Source organism: Halalkalibacter lacteus, from assembly GCF_036663595.1.
Lineage (GTDB): Bacteria > Bacillota > Bacilli > Bacillales > Bacillaceae_D > Halalkalibacter > Halalkalibacter lacteus.
On the sequence record NZ_JAWRVL010000009.1, the window covers coordinates 106,339 to 120,571 of the forward strand.

Consider the following 14,233-nt stretch of genomic DNA (forward strand, 5'->3'; position numbering starts at 1 on the left):
GGTGAAAAAGGTATGTTTGTAGATAAGGTAAAAGTATACGTAAAAGGTGGAGACGGTGGCAATGGTCAAGTTTCGTACCGAAGAGAGAAGTATGTACCTGATGGTGGGCCAGCAGGTGGAGATGGTGGGCGTGGAGCGAGTGTAGTCTTTGAAGTAGAAGAAGGTTTGCGTACGTTAATGGACTTTCGTTATAAGCGCCATTTTAAAGCTTCACGTGGTGAACATGGACGCCCTAAAAATCAGCATGGTAAAAATGCAGAGGATATGGTTGTAAAAGTACCTCCTGGAACAACAGTAATTGATGAACAAACGGGGCAAGTAGTAGCTGATTTAACGGAACATGGTCAACGTGCTGTTATTGCAAAGGGTGGTCGTGGAGGAAGAGGAAATACTCGTTTTGCTACGCCTGTAAATCCAGCCCCAGATATTGCGGAAAACGGCGAACCAGGGCAAGAACGAGATGTGATTCTGGAACTTAAAGTTCTTGCGGACGTTGGATTAGTTGGGTTTCCAAGTGTTGGGAAATCGACATTACTTTCGGTTGTGTCCGCAGCTAAACCGAAAATAGCAGATTATCATTTTACAACGATTACTCCCAATTTAGGTGTTGTTGAAACAGATGATAATCGTAGCTTCGTTATGGCAGACTTACCTGGCTTAATAGAAGGAGCGCATGAAGGTGTTGGCTTAGGCCACCAATTTTTACGACATATTGAACGAACAAGGGTTATTGTTCATGTAGTTGACATGTCGGCGTTAGAAGGACGAGATCCTTATGAGGACTTCCTAAAGATTAATGATGAACTTAAGCAATATAACCTGAGATTGCTCGAGCGCCCACAAATAATCGTCGCAAATAAAATGGACATGCCTGAATCGAAGGAAAACCTAGAGATTTTCAAGGAGAAATTAGATGAAGACTATCCAATTTTTCCTATTTCAGCTATCTCAAAACAAGGTATACGCGAGCTCCTTCTAACGGTAGCAGATAAAATTGAGGAAACACCTGAATTTCCGCTATACGAAGAAACAGAAGACTCAACGCGTGTCATTTATCGTCATGAAAAATCAGAGGTTCCTTTTGTAATAACAAGAGATGACGATGGAACATTTGTTTTATCTGGTGAGGCACTAGAACGTTTGCTTAAAATGACTGATCTCACTCGAGACGAATCAATTCGTCGCTTCTCACGTCAAATGAGAGGCATGGGTATTGATGATGCCCTACGAGAAAGAGGAGCAAAAGACGGAGATTTAGTAAGAATAATGAAATTCGAATTTGAATTTATTGACTAAAGAACTTTCGCCAAATGGGCGGTTTTCCCATTTGGCGAAACTATCTGAGACTGTCTCTCTAGAAGAGACAGTTTTTCTTTGTAAATGGACATTTTTCTGTTGTCAAAAAGTTTCGGCAATTTTATAATGGGAAGATAGCGCTTCGGTGAAAGAGGGTGAATACAATATGACATCAAGAAAATCATTTTATCTTGTACGAGAAGATATGCTAACAGAAGCGATGGAAAAGACAATAGCAGCGAAAGAGCTATTGCATTCAGGAAAAGTGAAGAAAATTAATGAAGCAGTAAGCAAAGTAGGCCTTAGTCGTAGTGCTTTTTATAAATATAAAGACGGGATTTTTCCTTTTCATACAATGGTAAGGGAGAAAATTATTACACTATCCATAATGTTAGTTGACCGTTCCGGTTCGCTATCACAGTTACTTGGTAAAGTGGCGGAGACTGGTGCAAATGTATTAACGATCAATCAAACGATCCCTTTACAAGGAAGGGCTAATATGACATTATCAATTGATACAACCCCGATGAAATTAGAGTTGGATGAATTGATGGAGTGGCTTGAAAAATTAGATGCAGTAGAGAAAGTTGAGCTAGTTGGTACTGGTTCATGAGGAGGAGTGGAAGGAATGAGAATTGGATTTTTAGGTCCTAAGGGAACATTCACAGAAATGGCTGCGCGAGGCTTGTTTGAGCAAGGGGAATTTGTCCCTTTTCGAACGATTCCTTCTTGCATGGATGCAGTGTCAGAAGAAGTAGTAGAAATTGCTGTTGTCCCAATTGAAAATGCAATTGAAGGGTCAGTTAATTTAACGTTGGATTATTTAATTCATAAGCAAAGGCTCCCCATTGTCGGTGGAATAACGGTGCCGATCGAGCAACACTTTCTTGTGAATCAAAAGAACCCAAGTGCGGAAATTGAAAAGATTGTTTCTCATCCACATGCTATCGCTCAGTGCCATGAGTTTTTACAAAAGTATTACCCTGATGCCCAGTGGGAATACATGAACTCAACAGGCGCAGCAGCAGCATACGTGAAAGACCATCCAGAATTACCTATTGCGGCGATAGCTAATGAAATCGCTGCAAGTGAATACGAGTTAACGACACTACATGCAAACATTCATGATTTTACCAATAACCGAACGAGCTTCATTGTATTAAGTAAAAAGCCATTTACTTTAATATGTAATGGGCCAACTCATACAGAAGATAAAACAACGTTAATGGTGACACTTCCTTCAGATTATTCTGGAGCACTACACCAAGTATTGTCGGCATTTGCCTGGAGAAAGCTTAACTTAACGAAAATTGAGTCAAGACCTACGAAAACAGGATTGGGTAATTATTTCTTTCTGATAGATGTTGAAGGAGTAATGGATGATGTACTTATTCCAGGAGTAACATCGGAGTTAAAAGCACTCGGCTGTGGAGTTGAAATTCTAGGAAGTTACCCATGCTACACCCTCGAAAAAAGCAAAGCAAAAGCATAACCCGCCTCGGCTTGGTGGGTTATGCTTTTTATCAGTTATCCTTTTTTAACAAATTCAGATTTTAATTTCATTGCTCCAAAACCATCAATTTTGCAATCAATGTCATGATCTCCATCAACCAAACGTATATTTTTTACTTTTGTCCCTATTTTTACGACTAATGAACTTCCTTTTACTTTAAGGTCTTTGATTACTGTTACAGAATCACCATCGTTTAAGATATTTCCATTTGCATCTTTGATAATCTTTTTATCTTCCCTATTCTCAGTTTCAAATTCTAAAGTCCACTCATGGCCGCACTCTGGGCAAATAAAAAGACTTCCATCTTCGTATGTGTATTCTGAATTACATTTTGGGCAATTTGGCAAATTAAACATAATTTCATTTCCTCCAACTCTCATTTACATTAACGTGCACGTTTCAAATACTATAACAGAGTAGTAAATAGGTTAATATTCACCACTTTTTTAATCCTAATGGTAGAGCTCTTTTGCCGGAGATCAAGTTTTTCTAATCACTCAAAATAAACCCGTTTTCTTCTAATGCTTGTACAACTGTATCTAGTTGATAGTGATGTTCTGCCTCGATGACGTGTAAGTGCACTCCATCTGTGAGCTCTGATAATAAAGCTGATTGTGTATGCTCAACTGACTTGCAAAATTTCTCCACGTCATGGCGAGTGGAAAGCATCAGTGATGCGGTTATTTCACCATAAATTGCATGCTCAACGATCACTTGTTTCACCGTGATTCCATGGTCAACGAGAATGAATAATTCCTCTTTCGTCTCAGCTGGAGAGTGTTTACATGCGATAATTCGGCTAACTCTGGGAGACGGGTTACTCTGTACATATATATAGCCTTGGGCTGTTGCTATGATTGGATGTTTCTTTGCTTTTAAGATTGAGATGTCTTGAACGATGACTTGGCGACTCACATTCGTCCGATTAGCCAATTCTCCTCCTGTTATCGGTTTATTTGACTTTGATAACCATTGGATGATCAAGTCTCTTCTTTTGTCTCCTAGGATTTTTTTTCCTTCTGTCACTATCATCAATCCCCTTTATATTCAAAAACTATCTGCTTTAATATTTTGATGAAATGTAGTACTTGCTCATCGGTTGTCCAGCGTCCAAACGTAATTCTAAAGAGTTCATGGGCTTCTTCTTTTTTTCGCCCAATACTTATAAGAGTTCGAGGAGGCTGACTATCACCTACACGACAGGCAGATCCTGTTGAGATAGCAAATCCTTTTCGGTTACATTCCAGCAAGATGAATTGCCCTTCTATTCCTTTAATTCTAAGACCTATGTGAAAAGGTAAACGGTCTGTGGGGTGACCTTCAAATACAAACCTCTCGTCCTCACAAAAAGCATCTACTACAAGTTGACGTAACTTGCCTAACCGTTTCATCTCTTGCTCTGCAATTGACAAATACTCATCAACTGCAGCAGCAAATGCAGCTATTCCAGGTACATCAACAGTACCAGCTCTAAAACTAGTTTCATGTGTTGTCCCATGAAGAAAGGGTGTCCAAGGAGTGTTTTTATCAATGTACGCAGCTCCTACCCCTTTTGGTCCGTAACATTTATGAGCGGTTATACTAGCGCTAGTTAATATGTTAGTTGGTATGGGAAGCTTACTAAATGTTTGAACGCAATCACTGTGAAAAAGTATATCATGATCTTCCAGTAAATTTCCAAGTGATTCCAGATCCTGGATTGTACCGATTTCACTGTTGGCATGGGCTATCGAAACTAAAATGGTATCTGAAGTAATAGTCGATCGTAAAGACTCAACTGTAACCTGTCCATATTCGTTAACCGGAGCAAATGTAATCGTAAAACCATGCTCTTTTAAGTACGTCATTGCTTGTTGAACGGAGTGGTGTTCTCCTTCCGTCGTTACAATCGTTTTACCTTTAGATTGATGAGCAAAGGCAAGGCCGGTTAGTGCAAGAAATGTTGCTTCCGATCCTGAACCTGTAAAGTAAATCTCATTGTTATTTACATGCAGGGCGTCAGCAATTGTTTGCCTACTGATGGATAAGACATCTTCGCTTTCAAGCCCTTTATTATGAAGACTGCGACTATTAGCAAAAAAATCGGTAGCTACGCGGTTATACGTTTCAAGTGCAAGTGAAGTCATCGGTGTTGTGGCGCTATAATCAAAGTAAATCATGAAACAGTTCCTCCTCTACTACCCAATATTTTCCCAATTTAATCATAAAAAAGCGCTTGTCACAACTCTTATTTTATGTAAAGATAGGTGACAAGACAACTGTAAGTTACGTGGGGGGATGAAAATGTCTAATAAGACAGTTGATGTTCTTGTCATCGGTAGTGGCATTGCTGGGCTTATGACGGCACACATATTAGCTGACCATTTGAATGTGATGATTATCACAAAGTCGAATGTTATGACTAGTAATTCAAGTTGTGCCCAAGGTGGAATGGCTGCTGCGCTTAGTCCTCAAGATGGATGGCAATTGCATTTAGCAGATACATTGAAAGCTGGTCAAGATCATCATAATCCAGGACATGTTGAAATGCTCGTCAAAAGAGCGCCTGCCATTGTAGAAATACTAGTTAATTTAGGAGTTTCTTTTGATAAAAACGAAGATGGTTCGCTCACTTTGGGAATGGAAGGAGCTCATCAGCATAGACGAATCGTACATGTGAATGGTGACAAAACTGGACAAGCGTTTACAAATGCGTTAATTGAAACAGTAAAAAACAGAGTAACGATTAAAGACTATACAATGGTTTCAAGACTTGTTACGAATGAAGGGCGTGTAATAGGTGTTGAGACAGAAGATGAAATTATTTATGCTAATGCAACCGTTCTTGCAACAGGTGGAATGGGGCAACTTTATTCACATACTTCTAATGTTGAAGAAGCAACTGGTGACGGTTTTGCCCTTGCATATAGAGCAGGAGCTCAATTAACGGATATGGAATTTATCCAATTTCATCCAACCTTACTAATGAAAGATGATCAAACTTATGGATTAATAAGTGAAGCAGTTCGTGGTGAGGGAGCTAAACTAATAGATGAACATGGCATAAGAATCATGGACCATCATCAAAGTAAAGAGTTAGCACCAAGAGATATAGTAAGTAGAGAGATTCATCGTGTACTCGCTAGGGGACAAAACGTTTATCTTGACTGCTCAATGATTGAAAATTTTCATGAACGCTTTCCTAGTCTTGGTGAACGTTGTGAACGATTGAACATAGATGTATCAAAAAGCCCATTACAAGTTGTACCTGGTGCTCATTTTGTAAGTGGTGGAATAGAGACCAATTCAGTTGGACAAACGACCTTACCGGGCCTTTATGCAGTTGGTGAAGTAGCTTGTACAGGAGTTCATGGAGCAAACCGCCTCGCGAGTAATTCGTTGTTAGAGGGGCTTGTGTTTGCTGAACAAGTGGCAACTCATATTTTAGCAAATAAACGTGAGCTCCACCTCATTCGACTTACGAAGTCAGATGAAGTACCGTATGAAAATTCAAAATTGCCATCTAAAAAAGAAATTCAAAAGAAAATGACTGCTAGTGTAGGAATTGAAAGAGAGTTAAAGAGCCTCCTTCATATGAAAAAGTGGTTACACACATTATTGCCCGCTATCAATATTTCACCAAAAGATGATCGTGAAACATTGGAAAGGAAAAATATGATTCTTGTTGCGTGTCTCATTACGGAGGCGGCGATCCAAAGAACGGAGAGTCGAGGAGGGCATTATCGTTCTGATTTTCTCGAGCGTGATGATCAAAATTGGCTCGGCCAGTATATTACTTTTTCTGAAAAAACTGGAGTGGCAATTGTTGATAAAGGGAAAGAACAATTTGTGGCAATAGAGAGTTTATAGGGGGAGAGGAAAAAATGAATAACATTCTGGTGAAGAAGCAATTAGAGAGTTTCTTACTTGAGGATTTAGGAGAAATAGACATTACAAGTGAATCTGCCATTTCGCAAGAAGCGACTGGTCAAGCGAAACTAGTAGCGAAAGAAAATGGGATCATGGCTGGGGCGGATATATGGACAATTGGCTATAGCATCATTGATCGATCAATTTCCGTAAATGTATTTATAAAAGATGGTGAATCCTTCCAAAAAGGAGATACAATTGCACAATTTACAGGGAAAGTCATTCCGATGCTTGCAGGTGAACGTGTGTTACTAAATATTCTTCAACGGATGTCTGGGATTGCAACAATGACTCAAGCAGCAATAAATACATTGGACGATCCTGCTATTCGAATTTGTGATACGAGAAAAACGACTCCGGGTTTAAGAATGTTTGAGAAGTACGCAGTTCGCTGTGGTGGTGGATTTAATCATCGTCGGAGTCTCAGTGATGCCGTAATGCTAAAGGAAAACCATATACTTGCTTGTGGGGGGATAACCAATGCGGTAAATACCGTTCGAGCACAAATTGGCCATATGGTTAAGGTTGAGGTTGAGACGACAAACGAAGCAGAAGTGAAAGAAGCAATTGCGGCAAAAGTTGATGTCATCATGTTTGATAATGCTACACCAGCTGAAATAAAGGATTATGTCAAATTGGTTCCAGGAAGCATCAAAACAGAAGCTTCTGGAGGAATCACTCTTGAAAACCTGTCTTCGTTTCAAGGAACGGGAGTCGACTACATTTCGTTAGGATGTTTAACACATTCAGTTAAGGCAACAGACATTAGTTTTTTACTTGAGGAGGGACTTTAAATGAATTTTCTTGAAAAAGTTGCAACCGTTGATCGTGTACCTGAACATTATGCACAACTGACAAATGATGAAAAACGTGAACGTATTTATGAGGTGAAACGAAAGTTAGGAAGTCGTTTGTTTATTCCTGGGCATCACTACCAGCGTGATGAAGTCATTGAATTTGCAGATGTGACAGGAGACTCATTGCAGTTAGCACAACTGTCTAAAGAGAATCGAGATGCAGAATTTATTGTCTTTTGTGGTGTTCATTTTATGGCGGAGACTGCCGATATGCTTACAACTAATGAGCAGCATGTGATCTTACCTGATCTAAAGGCGGGCTGTTCAATGGCCGATATGGCCGATATTTCACAAACAGAATTTGCTTGGACTGAACTACAGAAATTAATGGGCGATACGATCTTACCACTTACGTATGTAAACAGTACGGCGGCTATAAAAGCATTTTGCGGTCGGAATGGTGGTGCAACGGTTACGTCATCAAACGCGAAGGCGATGGTACAATGGGCCTTTACACAAAAACAAAGATTGCTCTTTTTACCAGATCAACATTTAGGTCGTAATACAGCATTTGACCTAGGAATTAAACTTGAGGAAATGGCCGTTTGGGATCCGATCGCTCGTGAACTTATTTATGAAGGTGCAGTTGAAGATATTAAAGTTGTGTTATGGAAGGGACATTGTTCTGTTCATGAGAAATTTACAGTAGGGCAAATCGAAGAACTGCGTAAGAATTCTCCTGAGACAAATGTGATTGTTCATCCAGAGTGTACATTTGACGTTGTTCAAGCGGCTGATTTAAATGGTTCTACTCACTATATTATTGAAACAATTCGCAAGGCAGACCCTGGAACTTCTTGGGCTGTTGGAACAGAGATGAATTTGGTAAATCGTCTAGCGAGTCAATATCCGGATAAACAGATTTTTTCTTTAAATCCGACGATGTGTCCATGCTTAACGATGAACCGGATTGACTTAGACCATTTACTGTGGTCGCTTGAGGAGCTCGTCGAAGGACGTCTGCATTATCCAATTACAGTAGATGAAAAAACAACAACAGAAGGAAATTTAGCACTTAAACGTATGCTCGACCGCCCATCGTAATGATGGGTTTTTTATTTTTAGATCGTTAGTGCTGCTGAGCTGGATGGTTAGAGAGTTAAGAGAAACTTAGGTCTTGGCTTGGTTCAATAATATCAGAGTAGGGAAGGGATGGATTTTTTTTCGGAAGGATATAGGCATAAACCTATTTTTTTGACATAAGCTGTGCTGAGACGCCTTGATTTACTAAGCTTTTTTCAATTTTTAATTACTTGAATAGGCTAGAGTTTCGTGTCAATTCGCCTACATCAACATACGATGTAAAGAACGGTAAGAGGAGGGATTGGAAACGTGAAAATTCATATAGTACAGAAGGGTGATACACTCTGGAAATTGGCTCAAAAGTATGGGGTGAATTTCGAACAGTTAAAGGCAGCGAATACACAGTTATCAAATCCAGACATGATTATGCCAGGTATGAAAATTAAAATCCCAACAGGGAGTGTGCCGGTAAAAAAAGAAAGTCAAGTTGCACCACAAGCGGCACCAATGAAAGAGCAACCAGTTCAGCAGAAAGAAGTACAAACGCCACCACCGATGCAGATGCCAGAGATGCCGAAAATGCCAGTAATGCCACAGAAGATGGCACCACCAACTAAAAAGCAAAAAACACATGTTGATTATAATACCTTTGAAACCAATATCAATTTTTATCAGCCACAGCAGGTTAAACCTAAAAAAGAAATGCCGACCGTTCAAAAACCACCTGTGTCTAAGCCTAAAAAAGAAGCAGTCAAACCAAAGGAAGAAGTTAAGCCAGAAGTTACACCAAAACATTATGCGCCTAAGCCGCCGGTCAAACCGTCCATTCAACCACAAATGAAGCCGCCAATGCAACCGCCAATGTACCAGCCGAAACAGCATGCACCTTGTCCACCAGAATATATGCAACCAATAAGTCCGTTAATGCCTGGTTGTCAAAGTGGATGCGGTCCAAAATACCCGCAATCTATGCCTTATGGTGGACATATGCAGCCAATGCAGCAACAGCCGTTTCAGTCAGCACAATCACAAATGCCGTTTTATCCACAACATACAATGCAGCCACAACTCCAGCAAGTTCAATCACAAATGCCATATTATCCACAACAGCAACCATCTATGCCACCTATGCCACAACAGCAAATGCCACAACAGCAAATGCCGAAGCAACAACCTATTCCTGGCATGATCAATGATTGTTGTGGGCCTGGTCAACCAATAATGTATGGACCAAATGGTCAAATGATGCCATTCCAACAATTTCAACAACAGAATCAGTTTATGAACGGTTATCACGAATCAGATGACTACGATGATTAATATAAGATACAAGCAAAAGGTCAAAAATCTGACCTTTTAATGATGGCAATGGCTTCACTCGTTAAAGGTCTTTATGAGAAAACACTCATAAAGACCTTAAAACCAAGTAACGCTTAGCTCATTGCTCATGGGACAAGCAAAAGGTCAAAAAAACGACCTTTTGCTTGTCCTCTCTTTCTCATGGAATAGGAACCAAGATGTAACAGAGTAATCGTTCGTCTGATTAGCCATGATAAGTGGTGAAAGGGGGAATTTAAAATGAAGAAAATTGCAATGTCAGTAGCAACAGCTACTATGCTTTTAGGTGGGCTTGTTGGATGTGGAGTCGATAATCAAGCAACTGATATGGGTGCAAACCAACAAACAGGTTACCAAGCCCAAGATATGCGTAATGGAACAGCGACAACTGGCCGTTACCGTGGGGAAGGTCCTATAACTGATATGATGACACCAGATAACCGTGGTGGTGTAACAGGTCAAGGACAAGCTGGTCGTACAGGTCGAGGTGGATTATTTGGAGGTCAAGGACAAGCTGGTCGTACAGGTCAAGGTGGATTTGGTCTAAGTGCAGGTGAAGGACAAGCGCGTACTCACCTTAACAATTATCAAACACGTGGTACACAGAATCAGCGAGGTGTTGGTTACACCAACACTGGACGTGATAATTTTGGAACGAATCAAGGGATGTTTGGTACGCAAGGTACTCATGGTGTGACTGATCGTCAAGGAACGAGAACTCCAGGAATGGGGCGTGCTGGCTTAACTCGAGATAATGCCGTTGATGGGCACCGTGCCAACCGTGTAGGAATGGGGCGTGCTGGCTTAACAGGAGGAAATCGACCGGGAATGGTTGATGAAGATGGTATTTTACGTGGCAGAGCACGAGGTGGAACTGGTACATTAGGCACTAATCATGGACACCGTCGTCAAGGCCAGGGAGCGATGAATTTAGAAGCGCGTGATCGTGGAAATGTAAATCAAGGAACGCGTAATAAAGCTCAATATGGTACAACTGATCGTGGTAACCGGACGGGAGTTCATCAAGGTCAACAACGAACACGAACACAAGACACGGTAAATTATCACAAGGATTATGAAGGGAAAACGGTACAACAATTATCAAAACGAGTGGAACGTGTTGATGGTGTTAAGGAAGCTCGTGTTATTGTTCATGATGATGATGTTGTCGTTGGGATTACGACTTCAGGAGATATGGACGACGTGAAAAAAGAAGTTGAACGTACTGTAAAAGGGTTAGCTGATGGTAAGGATGTACGTGTAGTAACGGATTCTGATGCGGTCAGTCGTATTCGAACTATGGATAACGAACTAAGAACTGGTGCAGCATTCGAAGAAGTTGGCGCAACATTTACTCAGATGCTTAACGATTTAGGTCGAGCGGTACAACGACCTTTAGAACGTTCACGTTAATAATAATTTAGACAGTGGGCTTGCTCACTGTCTTTCTCTTTTTGAATAACTATCATTACCAATTACTAGATCTAATTAAAAAATTATTACATAACGAATGCTACCTTCCATTTGTGGGTAAGATTAACCTATGAATCGAAGAATTTTTTTGATATTTTCTAATGGTGGTGAATAGCTGATGAAAAAATTTCAACGAACTCAGCGCAGAAATACTTACTTTCTTTTTATATGTGTAATGCTTATGATTACGGGCTTTATGGTTTGGAATACTAATGTAATTGAAGGAAGTCAAGCAAAGGAAAAAGGCAACGATCATCAACCGGAAGCTTTTGAAGTAATGGGTCCGCAAACGATTAATATTGTATTAGAACGGATTTATTTGGATGGAGAGAAAAGTCAGGAACGAATCCAAGAAACCATTTTATCCATGGAAGATTTTTGGGCTCATTATGAGGGATGGGATCTAATTGATCAAAATGAAAATGAGTTGATCTTTAGGAGGGAAGTAGAGGATATTTCTCCTCTCTTGAAAATTAATGGATATTTTGGTATTACTGAAGACGGTATTCTATCGATTTATGAAGGGGAACCAAATGAAGAAAAAGTGATTCAATCATTTTTTCAATTAGATACGCGTAAATTAAAAAGTCAAGACCATACTGAATTGATAAAAGGAATACCTGTTCAAAACCTTAAACGCTATGAAGAGGTATTGCAAGTATTTGGTCAGTATAAGTCCGTTCAAATGTAAATTCAGTTGGGTGATTCAATTATAGAATCACCCAATTTTTTTGTGCGAGACGGAATAAAAGTGCGTTTCAATGTATAGATGGAATCAAAAGACAGTATCTTCATCACTTATTTACGATAGGATAGAGAGTGGGAGTTTTTCTATGACGGTTGGTCTTGGCTTATGATAAAATAGAAATAAATGTTCGTATGAGAGGAAGAACGATTTGATTGAATACGTAAGGGGTACATTAGTTGATATTGATACGCAGTATATTGTAATTGATCATCATGGTTTAGGGTATCAGTTGTACTGTCCTAATCCATATAAGTTCCAAAAACAACTAGACGAAACGGTGCAAATTTTTACATACCAGCATGTAAGAGAAGATTTAATTCGACTTTACGGGTTCGAAACAAAAGAGGAACGTGCTTTATTTGAGAAGCTTTTAAATGTTTCTGGAATAGGACCTAAAGGCGGATTAGCAATATTAGCTTCAGGCCAACCTGAACATGTCGTTCATGCAATTGAAGAGGAAGATGAAACGTTTCTTGTGAAGTTTCCTGGTGTGGGTAAAAAGACGGCACGTCAGATGATTCTTGATTTAAAGGGAAAATTAGGCGATTTCGCACCTGATTTGTTTCAGCAAGGTGAAATGATTATAAAAGCAAGTAACAACCGTGCAACGGAGAATGTGATGTTGGAAGAAGCGTTTGAAGCATTGCGTGCACTTGGGTATGTTGAGAAGGAGTTGAAAAGAGTCCGTCCGCATTTAGAGAAAGAAGAGATGTCAATCGATGGGTATATAAAGAAAGCACTTCAATTATTGTTAAAGGTTTAGTGTAGGGGGGGATTACGTGGAAGAGCGAATGGTATCTGCTGAGGAACAAGGGTTGGAAGATTCTCTTGATCAACGTGTCAGACCACATAGACTCAAGCAATATATTGGCCAAGAAAATGTAAAGAAAAATCTGCAAGTCTTTATGAAAGCTGCAAAAATGCGTGAGGAATGCTTGGATCATGTTCTGTTGTATGGACCTCCTGGACTTGGGAAAACTACTTTAGCTGGAATAATTGCAACAGAAATGGGCGTACAAATGAGAACGACTTCAGGTCCAGCGATTGAGAGGCCGGGTGATTTAGCGGCAATTTTAAGTGGACTTGAACCGGGAGATGTTTTATTTATAGATGAAATTCATCGCTTAAATCGGATGGTGGAAGAAGTGCTGTACCCTGCAATGGAAGACTTCTGTCTTGATATTGTCATTGGAAAAGGGCCAACAGCACGTTCAGTCAGATTAGAATTGCCACCATTTACCCTAGTCGGTGCAACGACACGTGCAGGAATGTTGTCAGCACCACTCAGGGATCGGTTTGGAGTATTGGCACGTCTTGAGTATTATACAGAAAAAGATCTTGCTGTTATCGTGAGTCGGACTGCGGAGATTTTTGAGACGGACATTGAGGAAAAAGCTGCCGTGGAAATTGCAGGCCGCTCAAGAGGAACTCCACGTATTGCCAACCGCTTACTTCGCCGGGTGCGTGATTTTGCCCAAGTAAAGGGAGATGGAACGATCACGCTTGAACTTGCAAAAAATTCTCTTGAAGAATTACAAGTTGATCGATTAGGACTTGATCATATTGACCATAAATTATTATATGGAATGATTGAAAAGTTTCGTGGTGGGCCAGTTGGACTTGAAACCATTTCAGCAACAATAGGAGAAGAGCCAGACACGATTGAAGATGTGTATGAACCATATTTGCTTCAGATTGGTTTTTTACAACGAACACCACGAGGGAGAGTTGTAAGTCCAGCGTGCTATGAGCACTTTAAAATGGAGGTACCTGAGTAAGAATGAACTCATTTCCGAAAATACTCATTACAGTCGGTGTTTTGTGTATCATCATTGGAGGATTATGGCTTTTGATTGGTCGAATGATACCACTCGGAAAACTTCCTGGTGATATATTGATAAAAAGAGAAAATTCGACTTTTTACTTTCCTGTTATGACAAGTATCATTATCAGCATTGTCTTATCATTGTTATTTTTTATTATTGGGCGATTTCGCTAATATGTTGCAACCCGTTTATAGATTGGGTATGATAACAAAGGTGTAAAAAGAACGGATATTTTAAAAAAAGGTGAATT

General features: G+C 39.9%; 15 protein-coding genes. 12 read left to right on the forward strand and 3 right to left on the reverse strand.

Annotated features, from left to right (window positions below):
* Nucleotides 1-12: 12 nt before the first annotated feature.
* The 3 genes from obgE to pheA all read left to right on the forward strand — a co-directional run bounded on the left by obgE (nucleotide 13) and on the right by pheA (nucleotide 2,788).
* A complete protein-coding gene (gene obgE / locus SAZ04_RS08840; protein ID WP_332694190.1) occupies nucleotides 13-1,296 on the forward strand; it encodes a GTPase ObgE in 1,284 nt (427 codons plus the stop codon).
* A 166-nt stretch (nucleotides 1,297-1,462) separates the two neighbouring features.
* Complete coding sequence (locus tag SAZ04_RS08845; RefSeq protein ID WP_332694193.1) at nucleotides 1,463-1,909, forward strand: ACT domain-containing protein; 447 nt, start codon at nucleotides 1,463-1,465, stop codon at nucleotides 1,907-1,909.
* A 15-nt stretch (nucleotides 1,910-1,924) separates the two neighbouring features.
* On the forward strand, nucleotides 1,925-2,788 hold the full coding sequence (gene pheA, locus SAZ04_RS08850; protein ID WP_332694196.1) for a prephenate dehydratase: 864 nt from the start codon (nucleotides 1,925-1,927) through the stop codon (nucleotides 2,786-2,788).
* 35 nt (nucleotides 2,789-2,823) lie between these two features.
* Here pheA and SAZ04_RS08855 read toward each other — a convergent pair whose 3' ends face one another.
* From SAZ04_RS08855 to SAZ04_RS08865, 3 genes are all read right to left on the reverse strand, one after another.
* Nucleotides 2,824-3,165, reverse strand: a complete 342-nt coding sequence (locus tag SAZ04_RS08855) for a zinc ribbon domain-containing protein YjdM (RefSeq protein ID WP_332694199.1) — start codon at nucleotides 3,163-3,165, stop codon at nucleotides 2,824-2,826.
* Between the two features lie 133 nt (nucleotides 3,166-3,298).
* Nucleotides 3,299-3,835 (reverse strand): transcription repressor NadR, encoded by a 537-nt coding sequence (locus SAZ04_RS08860; protein ID WP_431308980.1) that lies wholly within the window; start codon nucleotides 3,833-3,835, stop codon nucleotides 3,299-3,301.
* A gap of 5 nt (nucleotides 3,836-3,840) precedes the next feature.
* Entirely contained in the window at nucleotides 3,841-4,968 is a 1,128-nt protein-coding gene (locus tag SAZ04_RS08865; protein ID WP_332694205.1) for an IscS subfamily cysteine desulfurase, read from the reverse strand.
* Between the two features lie 124 nt (nucleotides 4,969-5,092).
* Here SAZ04_RS08865 and nadB point away from each other — a divergent pair, with 124 nt between their 5' ends.
* From nadB to SAZ04_RS08910, 9 genes are all read left to right on the forward strand, one after another.
* Nucleotides 5,093-6,658, forward strand: a complete 1,566-nt coding sequence (gene nadB, locus SAZ04_RS08870; RefSeq protein ID WP_332694208.1) for an L-aspartate oxidase — start codon at nucleotides 5,093-5,095, stop codon at nucleotides 6,656-6,658.
* A gap of 14 nt (nucleotides 6,659-6,672) precedes the next feature.
* The gene (nadC, locus tag SAZ04_RS08875; protein ID WP_332694211.1) at nucleotides 6,673-7,512 is read left to right on the forward strand and encodes a carboxylating nicotinate-nucleotide diphosphorylase; all 840 of its coding nucleotides are present in this window, start codon (nucleotides 6,673-6,675) and stop codon (nucleotides 7,510-7,512) included.
* Nucleotides 7,513-8,619, forward strand: a complete 1,107-nt coding sequence (gene nadA, locus SAZ04_RS08880) for a quinolinate synthase NadA (RefSeq protein WP_332694214.1) — start codon at nucleotides 7,513-7,515, stop codon at nucleotides 8,617-8,619.
* A gap of 288 nt (nucleotides 8,620-8,907) precedes the next feature.
* On the forward strand, nucleotides 8,908-9,918 hold the full coding sequence (safA, locus tag SAZ04_RS08885) for a SafA/ExsA family spore coat assembly protein (protein WP_332694217.1): 1,011 nt from the start codon (nucleotides 8,908-8,910) through the stop codon (nucleotides 9,916-9,918).
* Between the two features lie 258 nt (nucleotides 9,919-10,176).
* A complete protein-coding gene (locus SAZ04_RS08890) occupies nucleotides 10,177-11,349 on the forward strand; it encodes a YhcN/YlaJ family sporulation lipoprotein (protein ID WP_332694220.1) in 1,173 nt (390 codons plus the stop codon).
* Between the two features lie 178 nt (nucleotides 11,350-11,527).
* Nucleotides 11,528-12,100 (forward strand): intercompartmental signaling factor BofC, encoded by a 573-nt coding sequence (locus SAZ04_RS08895; RefSeq protein ID WP_332694222.1) that lies wholly within the window; start codon nucleotides 11,528-11,530, stop codon nucleotides 12,098-12,100.
* 205 nt (nucleotides 12,101-12,305) lie between these two features.
* On the forward strand, nucleotides 12,306-12,920 hold the full coding sequence (gene ruvA / locus SAZ04_RS08900) for a Holliday junction branch migration protein RuvA (protein ID WP_332694223.1): 615 nt from the start codon (nucleotides 12,306-12,308) through the stop codon (nucleotides 12,918-12,920).
* A 16-nt stretch (nucleotides 12,921-12,936) separates the two neighbouring features.
* Entirely contained in the window at nucleotides 12,937-13,935 is a 999-nt protein-coding gene (ruvB, locus tag SAZ04_RS08905) for a Holliday junction branch migration DNA helicase RuvB (RefSeq protein WP_332694225.1), read from the forward strand.
* Nucleotides 13,936-13,937: 2 nt separating this feature from the next.
* Nucleotides 13,938-14,156, forward strand: coding sequence for a DUF2905 domain-containing protein (locus SAZ04_RS08910; RefSeq protein ID WP_332694227.1), 219 nt, complete (start codon nucleotides 13,938-13,940; stop codon nucleotides 14,154-14,156).
* The last annotated feature ends 77 nt before the right edge of the window (nucleotides 14,157-14,233 follow it).

What these genes read in the sequence shown, in the direction of transcription:
- obgE (WP_332694190.1), top strand. Translation starts at nt 13, where the DNA reads ATGTTTGTAGATAAGGTAAAAGTATACGTAAAAGGTGGAGACGGTGGC.
- SAZ04_RS08845 (WP_332694193.1), top strand. Translation starts at nt 1,463, where the DNA reads ATGACATCAAGAAAATCATTTTATCTTGTACGAGAAGATATGCTAACA.
- pheA (WP_332694196.1), top strand. Translation starts at nt 1,925, where the DNA reads ATGAGAATTGGATTTTTAGGTCCTAAGGGAACATTCACAGAAATGGCT.
- SAZ04_RS08855 (WP_332694199.1), bottom strand. Translation starts at nt 3,165, where the DNA reads ATGTTTAATTTGCCAAATTGCCCAAAATGTAATTCAGAATACACATAC.
- SAZ04_RS08865 (WP_332694205.1), bottom strand. Translation starts at nt 4,968, where the DNA reads ATGATTTACTTTGATTATAGCGCCACAACACCGATGACTTCACTTGCA.
- nadB (WP_332694208.1), top strand. Translation starts at nt 5,093, where the DNA reads ATGTCTAATAAGACAGTTGATGTTCTTGTCATCGGTAGTGGCATTGCT.
- nadC (WP_332694211.1), top strand. Translation starts at nt 6,673, where the DNA reads ATGAATAACATTCTGGTGAAGAAGCAATTAGAGAGTTTCTTACTTGAG.
- nadA (WP_332694214.1), top strand. Translation starts at nt 7,513, where the DNA reads ATGAATTTTCTTGAAAAAGTTGCAACCGTTGATCGTGTACCTGAACAT.
- SAZ04_RS08890 (WP_332694220.1), top strand. Translation starts at nt 10,177, where the DNA reads ATGAAGAAAATTGCAATGTCAGTAGCAACAGCTACTATGCTTTTAGGT.
- SAZ04_RS08895 (WP_332694222.1), top strand. Translation starts at nt 11,528, where the DNA reads ATGAAAAAATTTCAACGAACTCAGCGCAGAAATACTTACTTTCTTTTT.
- SAZ04_RS08910 (WP_332694227.1), top strand. Translation starts at nt 13,938, where the DNA reads ATGAACTCATTTCCGAAAATACTCATTACAGTCGGTGTTTTGTGTATC.